Below are 26,535 nucleotides of genomic sequence, written 5' to 3' on the forward strand. Positions count from 1 at the left end.
TGTCTTTGTATGGTGAAGCTCCCTCCCCTGCCCCTGCGCGGTCTGGTCCGGCTGAGGCCGGCGGCGGACATCTGGCCCCGGCCCGCGCTGAGCGCGGCCGCCGCGATGGCCGTCCCCGATGTGACGCTCCTCGCGCTCGGCCGCCTCGACCTCGCCCTCTACACCGCCGCCGGCGCGCTCTGCGCGCTGTACGGGCACGACCGGCCCTACGCCCGGCGCGCCCGGACGCTGGCCTGGGTGGTCCTGGGCGCGGTCGCGGGCATGGGCGTGGCCCTGACCAGCGCCGCTCTCGTCCGTTCGGCCCCGCTACTGGTCCTGCTCGCGGCGCTCGTCGCGGCGGTCCACAAGGCCGTGTGCGACGCGGCGCGGATCGGACCGCCGGGGAACGTGGTACTGACGTTCGTCACGTCGACGGCGTTCTTCGTCCCGCAGCGGGCGGCGGAGGTGCCCGGACATCTGGGGCTGGTCGCGGCGAGCGGGGCGCTGGCCTGGCTGATCTGCATGGCCCCGGGCCTCGTCCGGCCGCGCGGGCCGGAGCGGATCGCCGTGGCACGGGCCCTGGAGGCGGCGGCCCGGGGCGACCGGCACGCGGTGCTGGTGACGGCGGAGGCGGCACACCGGGCGTGTGCGGGCGAGCCCGCCCTGGCGGCGCTCGTGGCGTGGGCGGAGAGGGCGTCGGAGGCGGAGGCGGAACGGCTGCGGGAGGTGGCGCGGGAGCTGCGCCGTGGGAATTCCCCGGTCCCGCCCCTTCCCGATGCCGGGGGCTTCGCCCCCGGGCCCCCGTTCCGCGCTGACGCGCGGTGTCCTCAAACGCCGGACGGGCTGTATTTGGCCGCGACCCGCGTCGCGCTCGGCGCCGCCCTCGCCGGGTGGGCCTCCCTCGCGCTGGGCAGCACCCATCCCCACTGGGCCGTCGTCGCCGCCGCGTCCGTCGTCCAGGCCCATGCCACCGCGTCGTGGCAGCGCGGCGCCCAACGCGTGATCGGCAATGTCGTGGGGCTGGCGCTGTTCGCCGCGCTGCTGCCCGTCGCCCGCGCGGGTGAGGTCGTCATGGTGGCGGTCGCGCTCGCGCTCCAGGTGGCGGCGGAGGCGACCATCGCCCGGAACTACTGGCTGGGCAGCGTGTTCGTGACGCCGATGGCCCTGCTCCTGGGCGAGTTCGCCGGGGCGCACCCGGCGGGCGGGACGATGGCGGACCGGGGCGCCGACACGGTGGGGGGCGTGGTGATCGGGGTGCTGGTGTGCGTCGTGCTCGCCGACGGCCGGGCCATGAACCGGGTGGAGGACGCTCTCCTCCAGGTCCGCGACGCCCGTACCGGCACGCAGGACGCCGCCCGCGCCCGGGAGCGGCTCGGCGCGGCGCTGCTGGAGCTGCGCGCGGCGGTGGACGTCGCGGCCGGTGAGCGGCGGCGGCACGCGCTGCCCGAGGCGCGGATCGCCGCACGGGCCGCCCACGAGGAGCGCGAGGGGCACCGGGCCCTGGCCGCCCTCCACACCCCCGCGCCGTCCGCCGCCGGCTGACGGCACACGGCCCTCCGGCGGGCCTCGACGGATCCGGCCGCGCCCCGCGCGGCAGAATCTACCGGGGAACACCGACTGGAGAGGATCGAGAACTGTGGCCGAGGACGCCGAGGACATCGTCGCGCGCGTGCTGCGCCAGTGGCAGCAGGTCCATCCCGGACTCGACACCGCGCCGATGGCCGTGATCGGCAGGCTCAACAGGTGCGCGGCCCTGCTTCAGCAGGCCACGGACGCCCCGCTGGTGCGCGAGGGGCTGACGCGGGCGGAGTTCGACATCCTGGGCACCCTGCGGCGCACGGGCCGGGAGCTGACGCCCGGGCAGATCGCCCGGGAGACGTTCGCCTCGGGCGCGGCCGTCACCAAGCGGCTGCGGGTGCTGGAAGAGCGCGACCTGGTCGCGCGCCGCCCGGACGGCCGCGACCGGCGGGTGGCCCACCTGTCGCTGACCGACTCCGGCCGGGAGCTCATCGACATACTGATCCCGCGCCAGCTGGACTACGAACAGGCGCTCCTCGCGGGCCTCGGCAAGGACCGGCAGGACGAGCTCGCCGACACGCTTGCCGCGCTGCTCGTCCATCTTGAAGGGCGGCTGGGTGGGCTCCAGCCCTGAGCGGCCGTCGTACACCTGCGGGCCGTCCGTGGCTGGTCGCGCCCACGCGGCGGTAGCCGCATGACGGCACTGCCCCGCGCCCCTACGGGCGCGGCTGCGTGAAGCGGAGCATGTTGCCGGACGGGTCGCGGAAGGCGCAGTCGCGGACGCCGTAGGGCTGGTCGACCGGCTCCTGGAGGACCTCGCCGCCGCCGGCCCGGATCCGCTCGAAGGTGGCGTCGCAGTCGTCGGTGGAGAAGATCACGCCGCGCAGCAGGCCCTTGGCCAGCAGTTCCGCCATGGCCTGCCGGTCGGCGGGCGAGGCGTTGGGGTCGGCGAGCGGCGGTTCGAGGACGATCTCCACGTCCGGCTGCGCGGGCGACCCGACGGTCACCCAGCGCATCCCCTCGAACCCGACGTCGTTGCGGACCTCCAGGCCGAGGATGTCGCGGTAGAAGGCGAGGGCCTTGTCGTGGTCGTCGACGGCGATGAAGCACTGGGAAAGCTTGATGGTCATGCCCTCGACGCTACGAGGCGACGGCCGGATCCGCTTCTCCGATCCTGAGCGGCCGTGTGCAGATCTTGGCCACGCACGCCGGGATTCCGGCGCCCGCCTCGTGGCGGCGGGCCCGGTACGCGCTCGGGCTCTCGCCGAACGCGGCGCGGAAGCCGCGGGAGAAGTGCCCGGACGACATGAGCGCGACGCGGGCCAGTGCACCGCACGGCGGTCAGGGCGCGGGCGTGATCGAGGCGGCCGGGGCGGGGCTGCTGCCGACCCGGGGCGTGAGGAGCTCGTTGTCGCAGACCAGGTTCCTCAGGGTCTTGCCGTTGCCCTGGAGGTCGACCTTGACGTCCTCGGGCCGGCGGTCGTCGGGCACGCCGTTGTGGGAGGCCGTGCAGACGAGCTGGTTGCGGGCGATGGCGCTGAAGCGGGTGGGGTCCAGCGGCAGCCGGATGGTCACGGTGCCGGGGAGCGTGACCACGCCGACGGAGCCCTGCGGCACCTTCGGCAGGTCCGTGAACAGGCCCTGCATCCGCTCGGCCTCGTTGGGACCCTGGAGCAGCAGGACCACCGCCTCCTCCGCGCCGACCTCGCCGGCGGCGGGCCGGGAGCGGGGTTCGAGGCCACCGGGGAAGCCGAAGTACAACCGGACCTCCCGCACGGGGGCGCCGGGTTGCTTCGCGCCCTGCGCCGGCTGTCCCACCTCGATGACGTCGGTGGGCTCGACGCCGCACCCGGCCAGGACGCCCGCGATGGCGCCGCACAGCGCCGCGGCGGCGGCCGCGCGCCGCTTCTCCATACCTCGCCGCCTCATGACCCGTCGCCTCATCACTCGTCACCTCCGCGCCGCAGCGGGAGGTCGACGGTGAACACCGCGCCTCCCCCGGGCCCGTTGGCGGCCCGTACGGTCCCGTCGTGCAGTCGTACGTTCTCCAGGGTGATGGCGAGGCCGAGGCCGCTGCCCTCGGAGCGGACCCGGGCGGCGTCGGCCTTGAAGAACCGCTCGAAGACGTGCGGCAGGACCTCCGGGTCGATGCCCTCGCCCCGGTCGGCGACCTCGATCAGCAGCCGCTCCCCGCTGTGCTCCCCGCCGTCGTACCGGACCTCCGTGCGGACGGCGACGGCGACCGGCTCCCCGCCGTGCCGCAGCGCGTTGCCGACGAGGTTGGCGACGACGACGTCGACGCGGCGCGGGTCCAGCCGGGCCCGTACGCCCTCGGGCAGGTCGGCGGTGACCTTGTCCTGCCAGCCGCGTGCCTGGAGGGTCTTGCGGACCGTCTCGGCCACGTCGACCTCGTCGAGGTGGAGGGCGGCGGCGCCGGCGTCGAAGCGGGAGATCTCCATCAGGTCCTCGACCATGCGGGCGAGCTTGCCGGTCTCCTGGCTGATGAGCCGGACGGCGTAGGCGGTGTCCTCGTCGAGGCTCTCGGCGTCCTCGTCGAGGACGTCGACGACGGCGGTCATCGCGGCCAGCGGGGTGCGCAGCTCGTGGGAGACGTCGGCGGCGAAGCGGCGGGAGTTGGCCTCCATGCGGCGCAGTTCGGCGACGTTCTCCTCCAGGGCGGCGGCCATGTCGTTGAAGGTACGCGAGAGGTCGGCGAGTTCGTCGCTGCCGGTGACCTTCAGCCGGGTGTCCAGCTCACCCTCGGTGATCCGCTGGGTGGCGCGACGCAGTTCGCGTACGGGCCGCAGCACGCCGCGCGCGGCGAGGAGGGCGGGCACGATGGCCAGCGCGGCGGCGGGCAGGGCGCCGCTCTGGGCCGCGTCGACCAGCGCCTGGACGTTCGCCTCGTCCTCGCGGAGCGGCACCTGGGCGTAGACCTCCAGGCCGGACAGCCGGCCGTCCTCGCCGCTGAAGGCGACGGGCAGGCCGATGGCGAGCCAGGGCTCGCCGTTTATGTCGACGCGCTGGAAGGCGGCGATGCCGTCGTGGACCTTCTGCTGCACGCCGTCGGGGATGCCCTTGGCGCCGGGGCGGGCCGGGGGGACCATGGCGCCGCCCTGGTAGCGGGCGTAGATGTTCCAGTGCTGCGCCTGGCCGGCCCGGGCGAGATTGGTGGTGAATCTGACCAGGTCGCCGTGGCCGGGCGGGAAGCGCAGGTCGGGGACCTGGGAGTTGACCTGGGCGCGGAGCGCGGAGACGGCCGTGTCCTGGGTGCGCTTGAGGATCGCGGTACGCGCCTCGCGGAAGGTGAGCGCGGCCGTGGTGAGCGCGCTGAGCGCGGCGACGAGGAGGAACGCCACCACGAGCCGGGCCCGCAGGCCCCGGTAGAAGGTGCGCAGGGCCGGCCGTCCCAGGGTGGGGCGGCGCAGGTGGACCGGGCGGTTCAGAGGGCTCATTCCAGGGGGCTCGTGGGGAGGGGTTTTCCGGGGCTCACACGGGGCCGAAGCGGTAGCCGAAGCCCCGTACGGTCTGGATGTAGCGGGGGGAGCGGGTGGACTCCTCGACCTTGGTGCGCAGCCGCATGACGCAGGCGTCCACGAGGCGGGCGTCGCCGTGGTAGCTGTGCTCCCAGACGTGCTCCAACAGCTGCTGGCGGCTGAAGACCCGGCCGGGGGTGGCGGACAGGTAGAGCAGCAGCTTCATCTCGGAGGGGGCGAGCGGCAGGTCCTGGCCGTGCCTGGAGACGAGCAGCCCGGCGCGGTCGATGGTCAGGTCGCCGTGGGTCTCGGCGGTGGCCTGGGGGACGGCCGGGTCGGGGCCGCCGCCGTCGACGGGGGCGGCGCGGCGCAGGACGGCCCGGATGCGGGCCTCCAGGACCTCGCCGCGGGCGGGCTTGACGATGTAGTCGTCGGCCCCGGCCTCCAGGCCGAGCACGACGTCGATGTCGTCGCCGCGGGCGGTGAGCATGATGATGGGTATCTGCTGGGTGGCGCGGATGCGCCGGCAGACCTCGAAGCCGCTCTTGTCGGGCAGCATCAGGTCCAGCAGCACCAGGTCGGGGCGGAAGCTTTCCAGCGCCGTCAGCCCGGCCTCGCCGGTCGGCGCGGCCTCGACCTCGTGGCCGCGGCGGCGCAGGGTGAGGGTGACCCCTTCCCTGACGGCCCGGTCGTCCTCGATCAGAAGCACGCGTGACATGAGGACCAGTATCGGTCGTTCGTGTGCGCGAACGCGCCCGGGGGCTCACTCCCGCCGGAACTGTCACCGACTCCTCATAAATCGGCCCCTGTCCCTTACACCCCGATGTGCCGCAGCAGCAAGGACCGGAAGTCCCGGTCGAAGGCCTCGTAGCGCTGCCGCAGCCGTTCCCCCGGCCAGTCGGGGGGCAGCAGGGGCGCGGGCAGCACCGGGTCGGCCAGCAGATGGCGCAGTACCGCCGCCGACACGGTGAACCGCTCGGCGAGACGGTCCGGACCGCCGGGCAGCGCCTCAAGGGCGGCTTCCAGGGCCCGGGCGCGGCGGGCCCAGCCCGTCAGGTCCCACAGGCCGGCGGCGAGGGCGGCCGGGTCCCCCTCGGGCGCCCCGGTGAACAGGGCGCACTGTCCGGCCACCACGGGCGGCCACGCCGGGTCGCGGACGAGGTTGGCGGGCCGCGTCCAGCACCCTTCCCGCAGCTCGGCCAGGCGCAGGGCGGCCATCGCCTGCCGCAGCGCGGCGCGCTCCGGGGCGGGGCGCCGTTCGGCCGTGACGACGGCGATCTCCCAGCCGCCGGACCAGGCGCGGGTGCGGGGCGCGCGGCTGTCGTCCTGCCGGGCCTGGCGGGCGAGCAGCCGCCTCGTGAGCCGGTACGTGCCGTCGCGCTGCTCCAGGTCCCCGGCGGCGACCATCCGGGTCAGGGCGGTGCGCACGGTGCCCTCTGCGGTGCCGAAGAGCTCGCCGACGCGGACCAGGGCGCGGGCGGGGAGGGCGGGCGGGTGGTGGCCCAGGAGCGTCGAGAGCACGACCGAGCGCGCGGTCAGCGGCCGCAGGGCGAGGGAATCGGTGGTGTCCATGACTGACGAAACCCTATCCATTACAGCTCCACATCACGCATCATGAAAGTGTAATGCCATGCGGACCGTGTCCCCCGGAGGTCACCGTGAGCGCCACGCACGACGTGTTCAACCAGGCCCCGCCCCTGACCGGCTTCTCCACGGCCGACGAGCCCGCGCTGCTGGAGGCGCTGCGCCGGGACGGCGGCGGCCGGGGCGAGGCCGAGGTCCGGGCGCTGGGGGCGCGGGCCGGCTCGGAGGAGGTGGCGGAGTGGGCCCGGACGGCCGAGGCGAGCCCGCCGGTCCTGCGCACCCACGACCGCTACGGCCACCGCATCGACGAGGTCGAGTTCCACCCGGCGTGGCACCACCTGATGGCGGCCGCCGTCGGGAGCGGCCAGCACGCCGCCCCCTGGGCCGAGGCCCGGCCCGGCGCGCATCTGGTGCGGGCGGCGAAGTTCTACGCCTGGGCGCAGGCCGAGGCCGGGCACGGCTGCCCGGTGTCGATGACGTACGCCGCCGTGCCCGCCCTGCGCGCCCAGCCGGAGCTGGCCGCCGTGTACGAGCCGCTGCTGGCGTCCCGGACGTACGACTTCGGGCTGCGCCCGCCGCTCGGCAAGCGGGGCCTGATCGCGGGCATGTCGATGACGGAGAAGCAGGGCGGCTCGGACGTCCGGGCCAATACGACCCGGGCCGAGCCCACGGGCGACGGCTCGTACGCGGTCACGGGCCACAAGTGGTTCACGTCGGCGCCGATGAGCGACGTCTTCCTCATGCTGGCGCGGACGGAGGAGGGCCTGACCTGCTTCCTGATGCCGCGAGTGCTGCCCGACGGCACCCGCAACGCGATGCGCCTCCAGCGGCTGAAGGACAAGCTGGGCAACCGCTCCAACGCCTCGGCGGAGATCGAGTACGAGCAGGCGCTGGCCTGGCCCGTGGGCGAACCCGGGCGCGGGGTGCGCACGATCGTCGAGATGGTCAACATCACCCGCCTCGACTGTGTGATCGGCTCGGCCGCCGGGATGCGCGCCGGACTGCGGCAGGCGCTCCACCACACCGCGCACCGGCGGGCGTTCGGCGCCGAGCTGATCGACCAGCCACTGATGCGCAACGTCCTGGCCGACCTCGCCGTCGAGTCCGAGGCGGCGACGACGCTGGCCCTGCGGCTCGCGGCGGCGCTCGACCGCTCGGAGGCGGGCGACGAGGGGGAGGCGGCCCTGCGCCGGCTCGCGCTGGCCGCCGGCAAGTACTGGGTGTGCAAGCGCGGCAGCGCCCACGCCGCCGAGGCCCTGGAGTGCCTGGGCGGCAACGGCTACGTCGAGGAGTCCGGCATGCCCCGGCTCTACCGGGAGGCGCCGCTGCTGTCCATCTGGGAGGGCTCGGGCAATGTGGCGGCGCTCGACGTGCTGCGGGCGCTGACCCGGGAACCGGCCTCGCTGGACGCCTACTTCGCCGAGGTCGGCCTCGCCGCCGGCGCGGACGCCCGGCTGGACGCCGCCACGGCCCGGCTGCGCGCCCTGCTCGGCGAGCTCTCCGACCCCCACCGCGCCCAGCTCCTCGCCCGCCGCGTGGCCGAGCAGCTCACGCTCGTCCTCCAGGGCAGCCTGCTGGTGCGCCACAGCACCCCGGCCGTCGCCGACGCGTTCTGCGCCTCGCGGCTCGGCGGCGAGTGGGGCAACGCCTTCGGCACCCTGCCGACGGGCAGCGACCTCGGGCAGATCCTCGACCGGGCCCGCCCGAAGGACACCCCGTGACTCCTGTGCCGACAGCTGTCCGCATCGAGCGCCGGGGCCCGGTGACCACCGTCGTCCTCTCCCGCCCGGAGGTGCGCAACGCGGTGGACGGCCCGACGGCCGCCGCCCTGGCGGACGCCTTCCGGGCGTTCGACGCGGACCCGGCGGCGCGGGTCGCGGTGCTGTGGGGCGAGGGCGGCGCGTTCTGCGCGGGCGCCGACCTCAAGGCCTTCGGCACCGGCCGCGCCAACCGCGTGGCGCCCGACGGCGACGGGCCGATGGGCCCCACCCGGCTGCGGATGGCCAAACCGGTGATCGCGGCGATCGCCGGGCACGCCGTCGCGGGCGGCCTGGAACTCGCGCTCTGGTGCGATCTGCGGGTGGCGGAGGAGGACGCCGTCCTCGGCGTCCTCTGCCGCCGCTGGGGCGTCCCCCTGATCGACGGCGGCACGGTCCGGCTGCCCCGCCTGATCGGCACCTCCCGGGCCATGGACCTGATCCTGACCGGCCGCCCGGTCCCGGCCGCCGAGGCGTACGCCATGGGGCTCGTCAACCGCCTGGTGCCGCCGGGCACTTCGCGCGCGGCGGCGGAGTCGCTCGCGGAGGAGATCGCCCGCTTCCCGCAGGCGTGTCTGCGGAGCGACCGGGCGTCGGTGCTCGACCAGGAGGGGCTGGAGGAGGAGCGGGCGCTGGGCGTCGAACTCACCCATGGGGTGGGGGCCTTGCCGGAGGCGGCGGAGGGGGTGGCCCGCTTCACCGGGCGACGGCGGCGGCGCTGAGGCAGAACTGCAGGAGACCCGCGCTCACGTCCTTGATGATTTTCTCCATCTCGGCCCACTGCGGCTGGAATTCCGTGCCCCATTCAATGGTGTAGGCGAGGATCTTCTCCTTCTTGTCGTCGGTGAAGTACCGGGAGAACGCGTAGTCGTCGCTGGTCCCGCATGTCGGGTAGAGGTCGAAGCTCGACTTCGGGGTGTACTCGGTGCCCCGTACGTCGTGCAGTGCGCCACTGAAGCTCCGCGCGAGCGCGGTCGCGCTGTCGAGGTCTTCCTTGGGGATGTATTCACGGTAGCCGGTGTCCCCGGCCAGGCCTCGGCTTCCGTCGTAGTCGGGATTGCGGAAGGTCATCGAATCGTCGTCGGACTGGTCCTCGTCGTCGCCCCATGCGTAGAGCATGTCCTGGGAATAGCTGTGCACGTCCACGAACCAGCGCGTGTGCGGGAATTTCTTTTCCAGGAGCCATCGGACGTTACGGGTCTCGGGCTCGGAGAACGCGTAAGGCCCCTGGTAGACCTGTGGGTCGCACGGATCGCTCGACACACGTACGCCCGCCGTGGGCGAGAACGCCTTGGCGGCGTCGAACAGGAAGTCGTAATTGCGGTTGATGTCGACGCCCACGCAGTCGCCGTTATGACCGGCGGGCGCGTGGGCGGGGTTGCGGTTCTTGCGCCACATCGGTTCGACGGTCTGGCTGTAACGGCGCCCGTCCGGATTGACCAGCGGGAAGACGACGATGTTCAGGTCCTCCAGCAGCGTACGCACCTCGGCGGCGGTGAAGCTCTTGCGGCCGTAGCGGAGGCCGGACCGGGACTTGTACGCCTCCAGCAGATCGGCGGCGAAATCGACGAGGATCTCGCAGCTTCCCCACTCCCGGGCGTGGACTCCCCCGATGAGTACGGCACAGTCACGGTCGCCGTCGGAGGACACACCCATGCGCAGCGCGTGGCAGGCGACTCCCTCGATCGATGTCTCGGGAAGCTCGACGAGTTCGCAGAGACCGGGGTAGGCGTGCGACAGGTTCACCGCCGCCGAGTCGACTTCGGCGATGTTGAGGTACGTCATCTCAACGCTCCCGCCTCTCGTCCTTCGTCTTCTCCCCGAGCCCGTGCGGAACCGCGTCGGGTGCCGCGAACCGGTTGCCGGTGCCCACTTCCGCCTGCCGGGCCCGGCCGGTGGCGGTCGCGTCCTTCAGGACGTGCACGGTGACGCCGTCACGCCCGTCGATCTCGAGGGCCTTCCGTTCGGTGACATAGGCCTCGATGCTCACCTCGTCCCCCGGGCCACCGGTGCGGCACGGGCCTCCGCCGATGTCCGGCCGCTCCTCCCGGAGCGTGGTGTGCAGCGTCTTGTCGTCCGTCGCCGTCACGCGTACGTGGAGCGTCCTTTCCCGGTCAGCCATGTCGGCTCCTTTGCGTTGCAGGGAGAACGTATTGCTCGCGGGGATCCGGGATCTGGCCGCCATGTCCTCCCAGAAGTCCCGTAGTTCCTTGCACGTCACGCCCTGCCAGGGCGCGCGCTTGCGTCGCACCCAGGACAGGGGGTTCGCATGGCTCAGCCGGCGGTACGGGCGCAGGAGCGCCTGCTGCTGCCGGCAGAACGTCTCACGCACCTCCGCTCGCGGCAGGGAGCCCATGGCGGGGTAGGGGCACAGCTCGAAGGGGCAGTCCCGCAGGCAGGCGCTGCCCGGTGGCGCGTTCTCGGCCATGCCGACGGTCCGCTTGGGGTCCAGGGGCCGGCGGTCCTTGGTGAGGCAGGGCGGCAGCGCGGTCCTGTTCACGCGCTTGAGGCGTGCTTCCAGCTCGTCCACGTTCTCCGTGTCGCGCTCCGTGAGGTTGAGGAGAAGGATGACGTCGGCGAGCAGTTGCTGGGCCCGGGGGTGGAGGGTGGACCATCCCACCGAGGGCGGAATCCAGAGGCTGTGCTTGCGGTACGCGCCGGGTTCGGCGGGTGAGGAGCCGATGTTGCCGACCGTCCCCATCTCGTCGATCCAGACGAACCGCTCGGGGTGGCCGCTCTGCAGGGCGAGCACCGCCAGGTTCGCCGCTTCGGCGACGAAGGGATGCAGCCGGTCTCCTTTGGGGGTCCGGTCCTCGTCCTGAGCGCGGCCCTGCGGGTCCTGTTTGGTGCCCGCCATCTCCAGCCAGCGCCGCACCGCCTGGACCGGATCGGCTTTCGCCGACGCGTGGGTACGGCCGGGCTGCCCGGTCCGGTTTCTCGTCGAGCTGTCCGGGAGCTCCCACAGACACAGCGCCTGGATGAGTATCAGCTGTGCGAACCAGGAACGCGCGTGGGCGAGCATCCCTTCCGCCTGCGTGATGAGGAATTCCCGGGCCTCCTCGTTCACCTGCGGGTGCAGCTTCCGCCGGTTGGCGGCGCTCTTGAAGCCCTGTGCCAGGGCGATCTCCAGGGAGAGCGGCAGGTCCGCCTGACGGGAGTGGGTGTGCTCCGGCTCCAGATGGCCTAGCCACAGCCGGACCCTCTCCTTCGCCTGGCTTCGGTGCGCTTCCCCGACGGATTCGGTCATCAGCGGCACCAGCCAGGCCCGCATGACGAACTTCCGCCAGATCTCGGCCCGGCGCTCGACGCTGTCCTTCTCGAATTTCGCGTACTGCACGCGGACTTCATCGTTGCCCGCCATCTGCCGGAGATAGAACTCCCGGGTCCGGTGTTCCGTGTACGACTCGTCCCGGGTCTCCCTCCCGTACTGCACCCAGGGGTCGTCGTCCCGGGACATCTCCTCCTTGGGCGGCAGCGGGAACATATTGCGAATGGCGTCGAAGGCCAGATCGCCCCCCGCGCCCACCTCCTGTGCGATGGCGAGCCTGATGGGGTACGAGGGCTCGACGGTGGCGAGGGAGATCAGGGAGCCGTAGCCGTTCCGGACCCGGTCGGCGATGTCCTCGCCGGAACCGGCCCCGGCGATCGCCCGGAGGACCTCGCCGAACCGGTGCACCAGCGTCAGCTTCGTCCCTTCGATGGTCCTCGGGTCGCCCGACCTGATCCACTTCCAGCGCCGGAGGACGGACCGCGCGATGGCCTGGAGATCGGCGCCCTTGCCGACCTGATCGATTTCGAGGGCGGCGGCGTACATCTCCAGCGCCTTGGGATCCGTGCGTCCTTCGGCCGCGCGGAGCAGCCGCCGGACGACGTCCGCCCAGTCGACGGCTCCCCACCGGGTGGTGTGCCGGTCCGCCCGGGACCTGAGGACGAGCCCGATGAGCAGCTCCCGGCCCGGCCCCGGCTCTTCGAGCGCCCTGGAGAAGGCTTCCCGGCAGGAGACGTCGAAATATCCGGCACCGAGATAGGCCTGGACGATGCTGTGCGGGAAGCGGACCCGATTGCCGTGCGCCTCCACCAGGCCGAGTTGTTCGCCCTGGGTGGCGCACAGGGCCAGGAGCACCCGGCACCGGCGCAGATCCCCGTGCACCGGGCAACGTACTCCCAGCCTCTCCGAGAGCCGTTCCCAGACCCCCGGGAATCTCGATTCCGCGTCGTTGTCCTTCCCGATCAGTTCATCGAACCGGACCTCCAGCCGGTCCCGCAGCAGACCTATCCCGGCCAGCGCGGAAATGACCTCGATGGTGGTCTCACGGTCCTCGGAGGACAGCGCGATATTGCCCCGGACATGCCCCGTGCTCAGGGCACTCCGCCAGGTCTCCAGCAGCTGCAGCCGCAAGCCCACCCGGTCGGAGTCACGGGTGTCCAGTTTCTCCGAACCCTTGGCTCCGCCGAGGTGGTCGAGCAGGTGATTGTCCCGCAGCTGCCGTGCGATCTGGAGGTACAGGGGGGATTCCGCCACGCACGCCGTTTCGACGATCCAGTCCAGCCGGTGGTCGTCCGGGTCGACGCTGTCCCGCTCCAGATATTCCAGCGCCGCCTCCTCGCTGAGCGGCTCCAGATCGATGATCGCCGCCTGGGTGTTCTCCAGTGGCGAGTGCGGCCGGGAGGCGATGACGAGGGGGAGCTTCTGACGCCGCGCCCGCTCGATCGCGTGCCGGATCTGGATGTCCCGCTCCTTCTGCTCCTCCCCTTCGGCGAAGGTCTCCTCGAGGCCGTCGGCCAGGATCACCACTTTGTCGTCGATGCACAGTTGCCGCCACACCCGCTCGCTCTGATGGCTGGACAGCACACCGCGGTCCACCAGCTCGGCGAAGCGCTTCATGCCCAACTCGTGGAAGTCCAGCCGCGACCCGTCCAGCTCGGCGTCCCGCAGCCGTACCGGCACGGGGGTGGCCCCTTTCCTGGCCAGCAGCTCGGTGAGCTGGACGAGCACCGACGTCTTTCCGGTGCCCACACCGCCGACCAGCAGGTAGGGCCGTCTGGTGCGCCGGTCGCGCAACGCCCGCGCGATGATGAGGCACACCTCTTTCCGCCCGACCACATCCGCCATCGTCGGACCGGCCGTCGGCACCAGACGGCGGGCGTTCTTCTTGGCCGTCTTGTTCAGCGGTCTGCGCACCAGGAGGTACTGCACGCCCAGAAAGACGCACGTCGCCAGCCCGATGCTCAGGAACGGCGCCAGGAAGCCGTACACCACCATGCAGCCGCTGTTGCCCGGGGGCTGCTCGCAGTATCTCTGCATGGGCGACTTGCGGTGGGTGAACATTCCGTACGCGCCCTCGGCGACCCAGGCCAGGAGGAGCAGGACGCCGAGGTAGGAGAGACGCTGCACGAACGTCTTCATCGACACCTTCGCCCACCAGCGCCGGGCCGGCGCCACCATGCTGCGGGCGGCCATACGGACCCGCAGTCTTCGGACGAACCGCTCGACGGCTCCGGCCACGCGGCGCAGCCCGCGCCGGACCCGGACCAGGGGCGGCCTGCTCGGCGGTGCGACTTTTCCCTTGGGATGTCTGATGGCGTAGTTCATGGTGCCTCAGCCCTTGCCGATCGGCCCTGAACCCTCCGTCCCTTCCATCGTGCGCTGGGCCTCCGCCGCTGTCGAACGCTGCCGAACACCGGGTGTCACGGCAGCCGGGCCACCCCCACCCTCACCCGATCGGAGTAATTCCGCCGGACAGGTGGAAATCCGGGCCACCACCCCCGCAAGATCCCCGACGTGAATGGATGGCGCCGAGCGGGACGGACCGGATGCGCGACCTTGGTGGTCGCCTTCGCGACGGTGGGGGCCGGGGTGCTCCCGGAGCCGCCCGACGCGGCGGGGCCCTCGAGCGGGATCGTCGTCACCGACGAGCTCGTCGAATCCCGCACCGCCGAAACCTTCGTGCACGCCGGGCCCGGCTGTCTGATCGCCCGCGCGGAGGGCACGCTCGGCGTGGCGTTCGCCGCCCTCTGCCCGGCGACCCCGGCACCACCGCCGCCCCCTCCCCCGTCGCCGTCCCCGACGCCCGCGCCCCCGCTCCTGCCGAAGGCCGCGCCCGCGCCCCCGGCCGCGCCGCTCGCGTCACCCGAGCCGCCGCCGGGCAAGGAGCCCCCGCCGCCGGCGCCCGCTCCCCCGGCCCGCCCCGCGCCCGCGCCCACCCCGCCGCCACCGGCTCCCGCGCCCACGCCGCACATCGCGCGGCCGTACCACCAGGCCGTCGCCAAGCCGGCCAAGAACGGCGCTTCGCTCGTCACGCTCACGCTGGTGATCACCGCTCCCGCCGTGCTCGCCGCCGCCCTGCTGCGCCCGCGCGGCAGCGGTGGCGGCGGCACCGGGGGCGGAAGCTGACCGCCCGGTTCCGACCCGCCGACCCACCCTCCTTGGAGGTAACCCTTGTCCGAGTGGCTGATGCTGGCCCTCGCCATGGCCGCCGCGTGCGCGGTCGTCCTGTCGATCACCGTCCTCAAGCAGCGCCGGGTCCGTGTGGACGACAACCCCCACGAGACCCCCGACGTCATCGAGTACATGACCATGATGGTCGGGGTGGTCTATGCCATCGTGCTCGGCCTGGCCATCGCCGGTGTCTGGGAGGCGCGCAACGGCGCGCAGGACACCGCCCGGGCCGAGGCCCAGGCCCTCCACGAGGTGAGCGAGCGGGTCCAGGCGTACTCCCCGGCCGCCCGTGAGCAGGTGCGCGCGGACGTGAACTCCTATGTGAGCTACACGGTCAAGAAGGAGTGGCCGTCGATGCTCAAGTCGGGCGAGCTGAACGACAAGGGCGCCGAGCTGCTCGAGAAGGTGCGCGCCGACCTCACCTCGTACCAGCCGCGCGACGACCACGAGGGCCAGTCGTACCAGCCGCTGCTCGACCAGATCGGCGCGGCCGACGCGGCGCGCAACGCGCGGGCTGCCAACGCCGGGCCGACGATGCCGGGCGTGGTCTGGTTCGGGCTGATCGCGGGGGCGCTGGTGGCGGTGGGGCTGATCTTCACGCTCCAGATCCGGCGGTCGCCGCGCGAACTGCTGCTCGCCGGGCTCTACAGCGCGCTGATCGCCTTCCTCCTCTTCCTCATCTGGGACTTCAACTCGCCCTTCGGCCATCAAGTGGTCGACACGGCGGGCCCGTTCAGCGAACTGTTCTCCATCTGACGGGCAGGTGCTTGAGGCCGTTCTGGAAGTTGGACGTCAGCCGGACCGGTTCGCCCGCCCGTTCCAGGCCGGGCAGCCGGTCCAGCGTCGCCCGCAGCATGGCCCGGATCTGGGTGCGGGCGAGGTGGGCGCCCAGGCAGAAGTGCGGGCCGAAGCCGAAGCTGACGTGGTCGTTGGGCGTGCGGGTGATGTCGAAGCGGTCGGGGTCGGGGAAGACGCGCTCGTCGCGGTTGGCGGAGGCGTGGTAGACGACGACCTTCTCGCCGCGCCGGATGAGCTGCCCGCCGAGCTCGGTGTCCCGGGCGGCGGTGCGCCGGATGTCCAGCACGGGCGGCCAGTGGCGCAGCACCTCCTCGACGGCGGAGCCGGTCAGCTCGGGCCGGCGGCGTAACGCCTCGTACTGCTCGGGATGGTCGAGGAGCGAGTGGAGGCCGCCGGGGATGCCGTTGCGGAGCGTCTCGTTCCCGGCGACGGCCAGGAGGAAGAACATGGTCTCGAACTCGTCGCCGGTGAGCCCGCCCTCGCGCATCCGGGCCATGACGCTGCCGGGCCGGGGCGCGTCGGCGAGCGCGTGGGCGTAGGCGTACATGTCGGTGAGCGCCTCGGGCGAGCGCGGGTTCAGCGGGGTGCCGTCGGGTTTGAGGAGCGTGGCGGGCCGGTGGGCGAGGGCGGCCCGGCCGAGGGGGCTGAGGGTGTCGGGGTCGGCGGTGCTGGAGGCGGCGTGGTCGGCGTCCTGGTAGCCGATCACCCGGTTGGACCAGTCGTAGAGCAGCCGCCGGTCCTCCTCGGGGACGCCGAGGATGTGGGCGAGGGTCCAGATCGGCAGGTCGGCGGCGAGCTCCACGTAGTCGGCCTCGCCCCGTCCGGCGACGCCCTCGACGAGATCGCGGGCGCGGGCCTCGATGGCGGTCTCCAGCTCCCGGGTCGCGCGCGGGGTGAAGGCGGCGGCGACGATGCGGCGCAGCCGGACGTGGGCGGGCGGGTCCTGGTTGAGCATCATCGCGCGGACGAAGGCGAGGTCGGCGTCGGTGTCCGGGTCACGGATCTGGGTGGCGCCCAGGTGCGAGGAGAAGGTCTCCGTGTCGCGCAGCACCTGCTTGACGTCGGCGTGCCGGAAGACCGCCCAGTAGCCGGGGCCCGCCGGCCACGGTCCGACGGCCGTCTCGGGCACCCGGCAGACGGGGGCGTGGTCGCGCAGCTCCCGGAAGAGGGCGTAGGGGACGCCGCGGGCGTAGGTCGCCGGGTCGAACACGGCGGCGGGGCCGGCGGGCGCCCCGGGGTGCGTCTGATGTGCGCTCACGGGCCGGACGGTACGTCGTCGGCTGGCGGGCCCGTCAAGGGGCCAGGAGAATTGTCCGGATGCTCCCGGCGGCCGCGCGCGCCGGGTCGCACCCCGGAATGACCGGTTCGGAGCTAGGTTCCCCACGCGTCGACTGGTGCCGCGGTTTTGGGGGTACTGAGCAACGGACGGGAGGTAGAGAGCGTGACCGACTGCTTTGCTGACAGGGAAGGCCTCACCCGGCCGGTCGGTGAATCGGAAGCCGACGCGTATGTGCGCGGCATCTCTTTCAAGACCGGACCGCCCCGCCTTCTCGGTGTCGAACTGGAATGGCTCGTCCACGATCTGCACGACCCCACCCGCCCCGTCGCCGCCCACCGGCTGGCGGAGGCCGCCGACCGGGTGGGCGCACTGCCGCTGAGGTCGCTGTTCACCGTCGAACCGGGCGGCCAGCTGGAGTTCAGCTCCCAGCCCGCGGAGTCCCTCACCGCCTGTGTGACGGACGTCTCCGCCGATCTCTCCCTCGCCCGCGCGGAGCTGCGCACCCTGGGCCTGACGCTGGCCGGGTACGGCAAGGAGCCGTGGTACGAGCCCCCGAGGGTCCGTAGCACCCCCCGCTACAACGCGATGGAGGTGTACTACGACCGTATCAACGGCGCCGGGCGCAATGTCATGTGCCGCACGGCGTCGGTGCAGGTCTGTGTGGACGCCGGGTACGAGGGGCCGGGGCCGCTGGGGTATCTGCGGCGCTGGCGGCTGGCCCATCTGCTGGGCGCGGTGCTGTCGGCGGCGTTCGCCAACTCTCCGCTGCTGCACGGCCGTCCCTGTGGCTGGCGCTCCAGCCGGCAGGCCTGCTACGCGCGGATGGACCCGGGGCGCACGCTGGCCCCGCCGGACTGGCACGACCCCCGGGCGGCCTGGGCGGCGTACGCGCTGGACGCGAAGGTGATGTTCGTACGGTCCGAGGGCGAGCCGTGGGCCGTGCAGCGGGGGCTGCCGCTGCGGCAGTGGACGCGCACCGGATCCCCCCGGCAGGTCACGGCCGACGACGTGGCCTACCACCTGACCACGCTGTTCCCGCCGATAAGGCCGCGGGGTCATCTGGAGCTGCGGATGATCGACGCGCAGCCGGGCGAGGACGGCTGGATGGTGCCGCTGGCGGTGACGGCGGCGCTGTTCGACGACCCGTCGGCGGCGGAGACCGCGTACCGGGCGGTCAAGGGACTGGGTGACGTCCCGGGCCGGCAGCCTCCGCCGAGGAACGCGCTGTGGCGGCGGGCGGCCCGGCACGGGCTGGCCGACCCCGAGCTCCACGCGGCGGCGGTGGCCTGTTTCGCCGCCGCGCGGGAGGCGCTGCCCCGGCTGGGGGCGTCGCCCCGGGTGCTCGATGCCGTCGAGGAGTTCACCGGCCGGTACGTCGAGCGGGGCCGGTGTCCCGCCGACGATCTGCTGGATCTGGTCGGGGCGCGGCAGGGGGGCGGGTCGTGAGGCCCGCCCCCGGGTCCGGCCCGGCCGCCCTGCGGGAGCGCGCCGCGAGTGCCCTGCTCGCCGCCCGCGCGCGCACCCGCGCGCTGACGACCTGTGTGGACGAGCGTGAGCTCGTCGCCCAGCACTCCCCGCTGATGTCCCCGCTGGTGTGGGATCTCGCCCACATCGGCAATCAGGAGGAGTTGTGGCTGTTGCGCGCCGTGGCCGGGCAGGAGGCGCTGCGCCCCGAGCTCGACCCGGTGTACGACGCCTTCGAGCATCCCCGGGCCGAGCGGCCGTCGCTGCCGCTGCTGCCCCCGCGCGAGGCCCACGCCTATGCGGCCGATGTGCGCGGCAGGGTGCTGGACGTGCTGGAGCGGGTGCCCATGGAGGGCGGGGGTCCGCTGCTCGCGGACGGCTTCGCCTTCGGCATGATCGCGCAGCATGAGCAGCAGCACGACGAGACGATGCTCATCACGCACCAGCTGCGGGCGGGCCCGGCGGCGCTGACGGCGCCCGAGCCGCCGCCCGCCGCGCCCGATACGGCCCTGCTGCCGGCGGAAGTGCTGGTGGAGGGCGGTCCGTTCACGATGGGCACGTCCACGGAGCCCTGGGCGCTGGACAACGAGCGCCCGGCCCATCCCCGGCTGGTGGCGTCGTTCTTCATCGACACGCTGCCGGTGAGCAACGGCGCGTATCTGCGTTTCATCGAGGACGGCGGCTATACGGATCCGCGCTGGTGGCGTCCGGAGGGCTGGGAGCAGGTGCGCCGCCATTCCCTTTCCGCCCCGCTGTTCTGGCGGCGCGAGGGCGGCGCGTGGGTGCGGCGGCGGTTCGGGGTGAGCGAGCCCGTGCCGCCCGACGAGCCGGTGCTGCACGTGAGCTGGTACGAGGCGGCGGCCTACGCGGCGTGGGCCGGGCGGCGGCTGCCCACGGAGGTCGAGTGGGAGAAGGCCGCCCGCCACGACCCGGCCTCGGGGCGCTCCCGGCGCTATCCGTGGGGCGATGACGATCCCACCCCCGAGCACGCCAACCTCGGCCAGCGCCATCTGCGTCCGGCGCCGGTGGGCGCCTACGCGCGGGGCGCCTCCCCGCTGGGGGTGCGGCAGCTGATGGGGGACGTCTGGGAGTGGACGGCGAGCGACTTCCTGCCGTACCCGGGGTTCCGGGCGTTCCCGTACCGCGAGTACTCCGAGGTGTTCTTCGGCGACGGCCACAAGGTCCTGCGCGGTGGTTCCTTCGCCGTCGACCCGGTGGCCTGCCGGGGGACGTTCCGCAACTGGGACCTGCCCGTCCGCCGGCAGATCTTCTCCGGCTTCCGTACGGCGCGCGACGCGGAACCCGTCTGATGTGCCGTCATATCGCGGTCCTGGGCCCCGACGCCCCACTCGCCGAAAGCCTGGCCGATCCGCCGTACTCGCTGGTGCGCCAGTCCTGGGCGCCGCGTCACCAGCGGAACGGGACCGTCAACGCGGACGGCTTCGGCGTGGGCTGGTACGCGCCGGGCGACCCGCTGCCCGCGCGCTACCGCAGGGCCGGGCCCATATGGGGCGACGAGTCGTTCGCCGACATCGCCCGGGTGGTACGGACCCGGGCGCTGCTCGCCGCCGTGCGCGACGCGACGTTCGCCGGCGGGGACGGGGAGGCCGCCGCGGCGCCCTTCGCGCGCGGCCCCTGGCTGTTCAGCCACAACGGGGCCGTCGCAGGCTGGCCGGACACGGCGGAGGCGCTGGTCCCGCTGCTGCCGCCGGGCGCGCTGCTGCGCCTGGCCGCCCGCTGCGACTCGGCGTTCGTCTGGGCGCTGGTGGAGCACCGGCTGCTGGGCGGCGAGCCGCTGGGCCGGGCGCTGGCCGGGGCCGTCACGGACCTGGCGCGGGCCGCTCCCACTTCGCGGCTCAATCTGCTGCTCACGGACGGCGCCTCGATCGCCGCCACGGCGTGGGGCGATTCGCTCTGGTACCGCGCCGGGCCCGGGGAGCGCACGGTCGTGGCCTCCGAGCCGTACGACGACGCCCCCGGCTGGGCCGAGGTCCCCGACCGGTCGCTGCTGACGGCCGACCGCGGAGGCGTGTCCGTCTCCTCTCTCACCCCACCCACATCACGCACCGCACGCTTCCCGGATTCCCCGCGCAAGGAGCCCGTTCAGTGAGTCCGTTCGTCCTCACCCGTACCCTCCCCCTCGACGCGACGGCCGCCGCCCTGCGCGCGGACGTCTCCGAGGGTCTGACCCGCTCGCCGAAGGAGCTCCCGCCGAAGTGGTTCTACGACGCCCGGGGCAGTGAGCTGTTCGACGAGATCACCCTGCTGCCGGAGTACTACCCGACCCGTGCCGAGCGCGAGATCCTCATCGCCCGCTCCGGGGAGATCGCCGCCGCGACCCGGGCCCGTACGCTCGTCGAGCTCGGTTCGGGCTCCTCGGACAAGACCCGCCACCTCCTCGACGAGCTGTCGTCGCTGGAGGTGTACGTCCCCGTCGACGTCAGCGAGTCCGCCCTGACCGGGGCGGCGGAGACGCTGCTGGCCGAGCATCCGTCACTGACGGTGCACGCGCTGGTCGCCGACTTCCAGTACGGGCTCACGCTGCCGGACGCTCCGGGGCCGCGGCTGGTCGCGTTCCTCGGCGGCACGATCGGCAATCTGCTGCCGCCCGAGCGGGCGGTCTTCCTCGCGGGCATCCGCGCCGGGCTCGCCGAGGGCGACGCGCTGCTGCTGGGCACCGACCTGGTCAAGGACGAGAGCGTGCTGGTGCCCGCCTACGACGACGCGCGCGGGGTGACCGCCGCGTTCAACAAGAACGTCCTCACCGTCATCAACCGCGAGCTCGAAGCCGACTTCGACCCCGACGACTTCGACCACGTGACGCTGTGGGACGCGCGGCGGGAGTGGATCGAGATGCGGCTGCGCGCCCGCGGCCCGGTGGTGGCGAAGATCCAGGGGCTGGACCTGGCCGTCACCTTCGAGCCGGGCGAGGAGCTGCGGACGGAGGTGTCGGCGAAGTTCCGTCAGGAGGGCGTGCGGCGGGAGCTGGCGGCGGCCGGTCTCGAACTCACCCACTGGTGGACGGACCGGGCGGGACGTTTCGCCCTGTCCCTGGCGGTACCCGTGTGACGGGAGGGGTCTGCATCCGCCGGTGCCGGTGAGATCACCATCTCATCGCACCGGCGCGCCGGGGCATGGTTCAATTCCGTGCGTGAAACCGCCCGTAGCCCCCCGCAGATTCGAGTAGCGCATGGTCGAGCCGCTGCGCCCCGGCGATCCCCGGCGTATTGGCCCGTACCGGCTGGAAGGCCGGCTGGGCGCGGGCGGCATGGGGCAGGTGTACCTCGGCGCGTCGCCGTCGGGCCGCAAGGTCGCGGTGAAGCTGATCCTCCGGGAGCTGGCGGACGCCCCGCAGTTCCGGGCCCGGTTCGCCCGCGAGGTCGACGCGGCGCGGCGGGTGGGCGGCTTCCACACGGCCCAGGTCGTCGACGCCGACCCGGACGCGGCGTCGCCATGGCTGGTCACCGCGTTCATCCCCGGTCCCACCCTGCAACGGACCGTCACCGAGCGGGGCCCCCTCGCCGCCGACGCCGTGCTGCGCCTCGGCGCCGGGCTCGTCGAAGGGCTCGCCGCCATCCACCGCTGCGGCCTCGTCCACCGCGACCTCAAGCCCGGCAACGTCATCCTCGCCGACGACGGCCCCCGCATCATCGACTTCGGCGTGGCCCACACCCCGGGCGACACGATGACCCGCACGGGCTCGGTCATCGGCACGTACGCCTATATGTCGCCGGAACAGATACGCGCCGAGGCCGTCTCCCCCGCCAGCGACGTGTTCGCGCTCGGCTCGGTGCTGGCCTTCGCCGCCACCGGGCGCGGCCCCTTCGACGCGACGTCCGTGCCGGCCATCGTCCACCGGGTCACCAGCGGAGAGCCCCACCTGGACGGCCTGCCGGGCGAGTTGTACGAGCTGGTGGCCGCCTGCCTGGCCAAGGAGCCGGCCGCCCGGCCGTCCACCGCAGACGTCCTCGACCGGCTGTCGGTCACGGGCCCCGGCATCGCGCCGCCCGTCGCGCCGCCTTCCGTTTCGCCCGCCGCTCCGCCGAGCACCGTGCCCGTCGTGCCCGTCGTGCCCGGCAAGCCGCTCGCCCGGCGGTCGGTGCTGTTCGGCGGAGCGGCGGCCGCGGTCGGCGTCGCGATACCCGGGTACTTCCTGTGGCCGAAGTCCGGTGACGGCGGGTCCGGCGACGGAAAGCCCGGTGACAGCGGGTCCGGTGGCGGCGGGTCCGGTGGGGACGGCAAGGACCCCGCCCTGCCCGTCGCACGCCTCGCCGGCCACACCAGTCAGGTGGAGAGCCTCGCCTTCGGCCCGAACGGCAGGACCCTGGCCAGCGGCGACTTCAACGGGACCGTGCGGCTGTGGGACGTCGCCACCGGCAATGCGATCACCACGTTCAAGGGGCAGGGGCACACCGGGTGGGTCATGTCCCTGGTCTTCGGCCGGGACGGGCAGACGCTGTACTCCGGAGGCTTCGACAAGGCGCTGAAGGGCTGGGACGTGCGCAGCGGCCTGCCGCGCGACGTCGCCTCGTACGACGGCCAGTTCGACAGCGTCGGCTGCCTGGCGCTCTCCCCCGACGGCACGACGCTCGCCGTGGGCGTGGGCGGCAGAGTCGAGTTGATGGACCCGTCCACCGGCCGCCGTACCGTCACCTTCACCGGGCACACCGGCAGCATCCACGGCATCGCGTTCAGCCCCGACGGCAGGTCCGTGGCCAGCGTGGCCGCCGAAACGAGGGCGAACAGCGTGGTCCAGCTGTGGGACGCCGGCACCGGTCGTGGCATCAAGAGCTTCACCGGCACCGACGGCAAGCCCTTCTCCTCCGTGACGTTCAGCCCGGACGGCAGGACCGTCATGGCCTCCGGCACGGGCGTCCACCTGTGGGACGTCGGCACCGGCGACCGCGTCGCGACGCTCACGGACGCCCACCCGTACCTGGCGACGGCGGCGTACCGCCCGGGCAGAACGGTGATCGCGGGCGCGGGCGGTGTCCGCGAGCCCAACATCAAGGACGGCACCGGCAAGACCGTCAGCCTCTGGGACGTGACCACCAAGCAGGTGACCACCACGCTGAAGGCCGTCATGCCCGAGTCGCGGCGCGACACCTCGATCTCGAAGCTGGCGTTCAGCCCGGACGGCAAGCTGCTGGCGGCCGGTGTCAACCAGGTCGGCGCGAGCGACGAGAAGGCCACCTCGATCCAGCTCTGGAAACTCCCCTGACCTCCTCCGGTCTCCCCTGATCCCTCTCGACGGACGGTATCCATGGACGCGTTGTTGCCCGACGACCCCCGCTCGGTCGGCCCCTACCGGCTGGACGGCCGGCTGGGCGCGGGTGGCATGGGACAGGTCTACGCCGGCATGTCGCCCGGCGGCCGGAGGGTGGCGGTGAAGCTGATCCGTCCGGAGCTGGCCGACACCCCGCAGTTCCGGGCCCGTTTCAAGCGCGAGGTCGACGCGGCGCGGCAGGTCGGCGGCTTCCACACCGCCCAGGTCGTCGACGCGGACCCGGACGCGGCGTCCCCCTGGCTGGTCACCGCGTTCATACCGGGGCCGACGCTCCACCAGGTCGTCAGGGAGCGGGGCCCGCTCACGCCGGACGCGGTCCTGCGGCTCGGCGCGGGGCTCGCGGAAGGGCTGGCCGCCATCCACGGGTGCGGCCTCGTCCACCGCGACCTGAAGCCCGGCAACGTCATCCTCGCGGAGGACGGCCCGCGCATCATCGACTTCGGCATCGCCCGTGCGGTGGACGCCAGTTCGCTGACCGCCACCGGCGCTGTCATCGGTACGTACGCGTACATGTCGCCCGAGCAGATCCGTGCCGACCGGGCGGGCCCGGCCAGCGACGTCTTCGCGCTCGGCTCGGTGCTGGGCTTCGCGGCCACGGGCCACAGCCCGTTCGACGCGCCCACGCTGCTGACGGTCGTCCAGCGCATCCTGGACGACCCGCCCGCGCTCGACGGCGTCGACGGCGAACTGCGCCGCCTGCTGTCCGCGTGCCTCGCCAAGGAACCGACGGAACGCCCGCCGGTCACCGGCCTCCCCGAACGGTTCGCGGCCGCGGCGGATGAGGAGGCGGCCGTGCCGCCGGAACGGACGGCGGCCTCGACGCCGGGGGAAAGCGGCATGCCGCCGACCCGGGCCGAGCCGACGATGCCGGTCCCTCCGGCGGAGCACGGCGCGCCGTCGCGCCCGGGGGAACACACCACACCCCTGACCCCTGGGCGCACCACGCCCCTGACCCCCGGGGACCAGGCGCGGCCTGCCGCCCCCGCGGGGCGGCCCTGGCCCGCGACGGTGGCGGACCCGGGCGCAGGCGCGACGCCGGGCGCGGCCCCGAGCGCGGGACCAGGTACGCCCCCAGGCGCGGGCGCCGCCCCGGCGGCGCCCGCCCATCCGTACGCCGCCACGCAGGCGAACCCGTACGCCGCCCTCCGAACGAGCCCGGCGCAGCCCGCGCATGCGGGCGCGGGCGCGACGCCGGACGCAGGCCCAGGTGCGCCCCAGGGCACGGGCGCCGCCACACAGGCGAACCCGTACGCCCCGGGCGCGGGCGCCGCCCCGGGCGCGGGCCCGGCGGCCCCAACGGCGCCGGCCCCGACCGCCCCCACCCCGGCCGGAGGCCCCAGGGTGTCCCGGCGTGCGCTTCTCATCGGCGGCCTCTCCGTCGTCGCGACCGCCGCCGCCATCGCCGTCCCCGTCGTCCTGCTCGACGACGACTCGGGCGACCCGTCCGCCCCCGGGGCGGACGGCGCCACCCTCGACGGTGCCTCCAGCGCGCAGGAGCTCGCCTACGGAGCCGACGGCAAAACGCTGCTCGTCTCCGCCGGGGACGGCACCATCTGGCGCTGGGACCTGGCCGCCCGGAGCAGCACGACCTCACGGATCGGCATCGCCAAGTACGAGCAGGCCAATGTGTTCACCCGGGACGGCAAGACCCTCTTCCGGGCGGACGAGAACCGGATCCTGGCGTGGGACGTGGCCTCCGGCCGTACCACCGGCACGTTCACCGGCGTCACGAACTACCGGCTCCAGGACGGCTTCGTCAACTCCCTGGACGTGAGCCCGGACGGCAGGACCCTGGCCGCGAGCACCCCGCAGGGCCTGTACCTGTGGGACATACCCTCGGGCCGCAGACTCGCCGTCCACGAGGACGTGAAGAACGGCCCGGCCGCGTTCGGCCCGGACGGCAAGACGCTGGCGACCGGAAGCCCCCTCCAGCTGCGGCGGATGCCCGACGACCGGACGCTGCTCACCATCGACGGAACCGACGGCGGGAGGATCGCGGCGTTCAGCCCGGACGGCCAGCTCCTCGCCGCGGTGAACAGGGGAACCGTCCTGCTGTGGAACACCGCCTCCCGGCAGGAGGTCGCCACCCTCAAGGGCGACGGGGAACTCATCCAGGCCGTGGCCTTCCACCCCGGTGGCCGGATCCTGGCCGGCGGTGCCATGGGCGGCAAGGTCTTCCTGTGGGACACGACATCGGGGCAGGTCACCACCACCTTCGACGCCCACGTCTCCGTCACGGCGCTGGCGTTCAGCCCGGACGGCAAGGCCCTCGCGGTGGGGCTCAGCCACGGCGCCTCCTCCGGTGGCAGGGACACCGTCCGTATCTGGCCGGTGCCCTGAGCACGCCCCGCGCGGCACGGTATTAGCCTGCCCGTGTGAGCGAATACCTGAGCGAGGGTTCGAACGAGGGGCAGAGCGCCCCGCTGCCGGCCGGTTTCGAGCGCGGCACCGACGGCCCCAAGGTCATCGTCGTCGGTGTCGACGGCTCCGACACGTCCTGGCGCGCGGCCGCCTACGCGGCGGGCCTGGCCCGCCGGCAGAACGCCCTGCTGGCCGTCGTCTACGTCCAGCCCCTCCTCGTGGGCGGCGCCGCCCTGGGCGCCCCGGTGGCCGAGACGACCGAGCGGGTCGCCGAGGAGCTGCTGGCGGAGATCCGCGAGACGACCGAGCGGCTGCGCGGTGTCCACGAGGTCCGCTGGCAGTTCCACACCTTCCGCGGCGACCCCTACACCGGGCTGGTGGAGACGGCCGACCAGCTGAAGGCGGACGCGGTGGTCGTCGGTGCGTCGGAGCAGGCGGGCCACCGCTTCGTCGGCTCGGTGGCGGTCCGTCTGGTGAAGGCGGGGCGGTGGCCGGTGACGGTGGTGCCGTAAGCACCATCCCGAAGTGCCGGATCGGCGGTGCCGGGTGAGGCTGAGGTGACACCCCCACCCCATCACCGACACCACACGGGA

Annotated in this window: 22 protein-coding genes; 13 read left to right on the forward strand and 9 right to left on the reverse strand. The window is 73.4% G+C overall.

What is annotated here, in order from left to right; translation table 11 throughout:
* Positions 1–9: 9 nt before the first annotated feature.
* Positions 10–1,521 carry an FUSC family protein gene (locus ACFYZR_RS16845; protein WP_391910812.1) on the forward strand — a complete coding sequence of 504 codons (1,512 nt, stop codon included), beginning with the start codon at positions 10–12 and terminating at the stop codon, positions 1,519–1,521.
* A 94-nt stretch (positions 1,522–1,615) separates the two neighbouring features.
* Positions 1,616–2,131: a MarR family winged helix-turn-helix transcriptional regulator gene (locus ACFYZR_RS16850; RefSeq protein WP_391910814.1), complete on the forward strand. Its 516-nt coding sequence runs from the start codon at positions 1,616–1,618 to the stop codon at positions 2,129–2,131.
* 82 nt (positions 2,132–2,213) lie between these two features.
* Here ACFYZR_RS16850 and ACFYZR_RS16855 read toward each other — a convergent pair whose 3' ends face one another.
* The 6 genes from ACFYZR_RS16855 to ACFYZR_RS16880 form a co-directional block, all read right to left on the reverse strand.
* On the reverse strand, positions 2,214–2,627 hold the full coding sequence (locus ACFYZR_RS16855; protein ID WP_391910816.1) for a VOC family protein: 414 nt from the start codon (positions 2,625–2,627) through the stop codon (positions 2,214–2,216).
* Positions 2,628–2,637: 10 nt separating this feature from the next.
* Positions 2,638–2,823 (reverse strand): helix-turn-helix transcriptional regulator, encoded by a 186-nt coding sequence (locus tag ACFYZR_RS16860; protein WP_391911329.1) that lies wholly within the window; start codon positions 2,821–2,823, stop codon positions 2,638–2,640.
* 15 nt (positions 2,824–2,838) lie between these two features.
* Positions 2,839–3,411, reverse strand: a complete 573-nt coding sequence (locus ACFYZR_RS16865) for a hypothetical protein (protein WP_391910818.1) — start codon at positions 3,409–3,411, stop codon at positions 2,839–2,841.
* A gap of 29 nt (positions 3,412–3,440) precedes the next feature.
* The gene (locus tag ACFYZR_RS16870; protein WP_391910820.1) at positions 3,441–4,952 is read right to left on the reverse strand and encodes an ATP-binding protein; all 1,512 of its coding nucleotides are present in this window, start codon (positions 4,950–4,952) and stop codon (positions 3,441–3,443) included.
* Between the two features lie 34 nt (positions 4,953–4,986).
* Positions 4,987–5,691 (reverse strand): response regulator, encoded by a 705-nt coding sequence (locus ACFYZR_RS16875; protein WP_391910822.1) that lies wholly within the window; start codon positions 5,689–5,691, stop codon positions 4,987–4,989.
* Positions 5,692–5,786: 95 nt separating this feature from the next.
* Entirely contained in the window at positions 5,787–6,545 is a 759-nt protein-coding gene (locus tag ACFYZR_RS16880; protein ID WP_391910824.1) for a PaaX family transcriptional regulator C-terminal domain-containing protein, read from the reverse strand.
* An 86-nt stretch (positions 6,546–6,631) separates the two neighbouring features.
* Between ACFYZR_RS16880 and ACFYZR_RS16885 the strand changes: the two genes are divergently transcribed.
* Together ACFYZR_RS16885 and ACFYZR_RS16890 are read left to right on the forward strand one after the other, a co-directional pair.
* On the forward strand, positions 6,632–8,278 hold the full coding sequence (locus ACFYZR_RS16885; RefSeq protein WP_391910826.1) for an acyl-CoA dehydrogenase family protein: 1,647 nt from the start codon (positions 6,632–6,634) through the stop codon (positions 8,276–8,278).
* On the forward strand, positions 8,275–9,036 hold the full coding sequence (locus tag ACFYZR_RS16890) for a crotonase/enoyl-CoA hydratase family protein (RefSeq protein WP_391910828.1): 762 nt from the start codon (positions 8,275–8,277) through the stop codon (positions 9,034–9,036). Before ACFYZR_RS16885 ends, ACFYZR_RS16890 begins: the two co-directional genes overlap by 4 nt.
* On the opposite strand, the gene ACFYZR_RS16895 is transcribed toward ACFYZR_RS16890, so the two are convergent.
* Positions 9,011–10,099, reverse strand: coding sequence for a M14 family metallopeptidase (locus ACFYZR_RS16895; RefSeq protein ID WP_391910830.1), 1,089 nt, complete (start codon positions 10,097–10,099; stop codon positions 9,011–9,013). The two genes, ACFYZR_RS16890 and ACFYZR_RS16895, sit on opposite strands and share 26 nt — an antisense overlap.
* A 1-nt stretch (position 10,100) precedes the next feature.
* Complete coding sequence (locus ACFYZR_RS16900; protein WP_391910832.1) at positions 10,101–13,907, reverse strand: ATP-binding protein; 3,807 nt, start codon at positions 13,905–13,907, stop codon at positions 10,101–10,103.
* Between the two features lie 231 nt (positions 13,908–14,138).
* Between ACFYZR_RS16900 and ACFYZR_RS16905 the strand changes: the two genes are divergently transcribed.
* Positions 14,139–14,708: a hypothetical protein gene (locus tag ACFYZR_RS16905; protein ID WP_391910834.1), complete on the forward strand. Its 570-nt coding sequence runs from the start codon at positions 14,139–14,141 to the stop codon at positions 14,706–14,708.
* Positions 14,709–14,753: 45 nt separating this feature from the next.
* The gene (locus ACFYZR_RS16910) at positions 14,754–15,509 is read left to right on the forward strand and encodes a hypothetical protein (protein ID WP_391910836.1); all 756 of its coding nucleotides are present in this window, start codon (positions 14,754–14,756) and stop codon (positions 15,507–15,509) included.
* On the opposite strand, the gene ACFYZR_RS16915 is transcribed toward ACFYZR_RS16910, so the two are convergent.
* Positions 15,487–16,809, reverse strand: a complete 1,323-nt coding sequence (locus ACFYZR_RS16915; protein ID WP_391910838.1) for a cytochrome P450 — start codon at positions 16,807–16,809, stop codon at positions 15,487–15,489. The genes ACFYZR_RS16910 and ACFYZR_RS16915 overlap by 23 nt on opposite strands.
* A gap of 183 nt (positions 16,810–16,992) precedes the next feature.
* Here ACFYZR_RS16915 and egtA point away from each other — a divergent pair, with 183 nt between their 5' ends.
* The 7 genes from egtA to ACFYZR_RS16950 all read left to right on the forward strand — a co-directional run bounded on the left by egtA (position 16,993) and on the right by ACFYZR_RS16950 (position 26,454).
* Positions 16,993–18,276: an ergothioneine biosynthesis glutamate--cysteine ligase EgtA gene (egtA, locus tag ACFYZR_RS16920; protein ID WP_391910840.1), complete on the forward strand. Its 1,284-nt coding sequence runs from the start codon at positions 16,993–16,995 to the stop codon at positions 18,274–18,276.
* Positions 18,273–19,604, forward strand: coding sequence for an ergothioneine biosynthesis protein EgtB (gene egtB, locus ACFYZR_RS16925; protein WP_391910842.1), 1,332 nt, complete (start codon positions 18,273–18,275; stop codon positions 19,602–19,604). Before egtA ends, egtB begins: the two co-directional genes overlap by 4 nt.
* Positions 19,604–20,404 (forward strand): ergothioneine biosynthesis protein EgtC, encoded by an 801-nt coding sequence (gene egtC, locus ACFYZR_RS16930; protein ID WP_391910844.1) that lies wholly within the window; start codon positions 19,604–19,606, stop codon positions 20,402–20,404. The genes egtB and egtC overlap by 1 nt, the downstream gene beginning before the upstream one ends.
* A complete protein-coding gene (gene egtD / locus ACFYZR_RS16935) occupies positions 20,401–21,363 on the forward strand; it encodes an L-histidine N(alpha)-methyltransferase (protein WP_391910846.1) in 963 nt (320 codons plus the stop codon). Before egtC ends, egtD begins: the two co-directional genes overlap by 4 nt.
* 121 nt (positions 21,364–21,484) lie before the next feature.
* A complete protein-coding gene (locus ACFYZR_RS16940; RefSeq protein WP_391910848.1) occupies positions 21,485–23,515 on the forward strand; it encodes a WD40 repeat domain-containing serine/threonine protein kinase in 2,031 nt (676 codons plus the stop codon).
* Between the two features lie 42 nt (positions 23,516–23,557).
* The gene (locus tag ACFYZR_RS16945) at positions 23,558–25,921 is read left to right on the forward strand and encodes a protein kinase (protein WP_391910850.1); all 2,364 of its coding nucleotides are present in this window, start codon (positions 23,558–23,560) and stop codon (positions 25,919–25,921) included.
* Positions 25,922–25,956: 35 nt separating this feature from the next.
* Positions 25,957–26,454 (forward strand): universal stress protein, encoded by a 498-nt coding sequence (locus tag ACFYZR_RS16950; RefSeq protein ID WP_391910852.1) that lies wholly within the window; start codon positions 25,957–25,959, stop codon positions 26,452–26,454.
* Positions 26,455–26,535: the final 81 nt, after the last annotated feature.

Origin of the sequence: Streptomyces sp. NPDC001678 (assembly GCF_042892945.1) — a bacterium.
GTDB lineage: Bacteria > Actinomycetota > Actinomycetes > Streptomycetales > Streptomycetaceae > Streptomyces.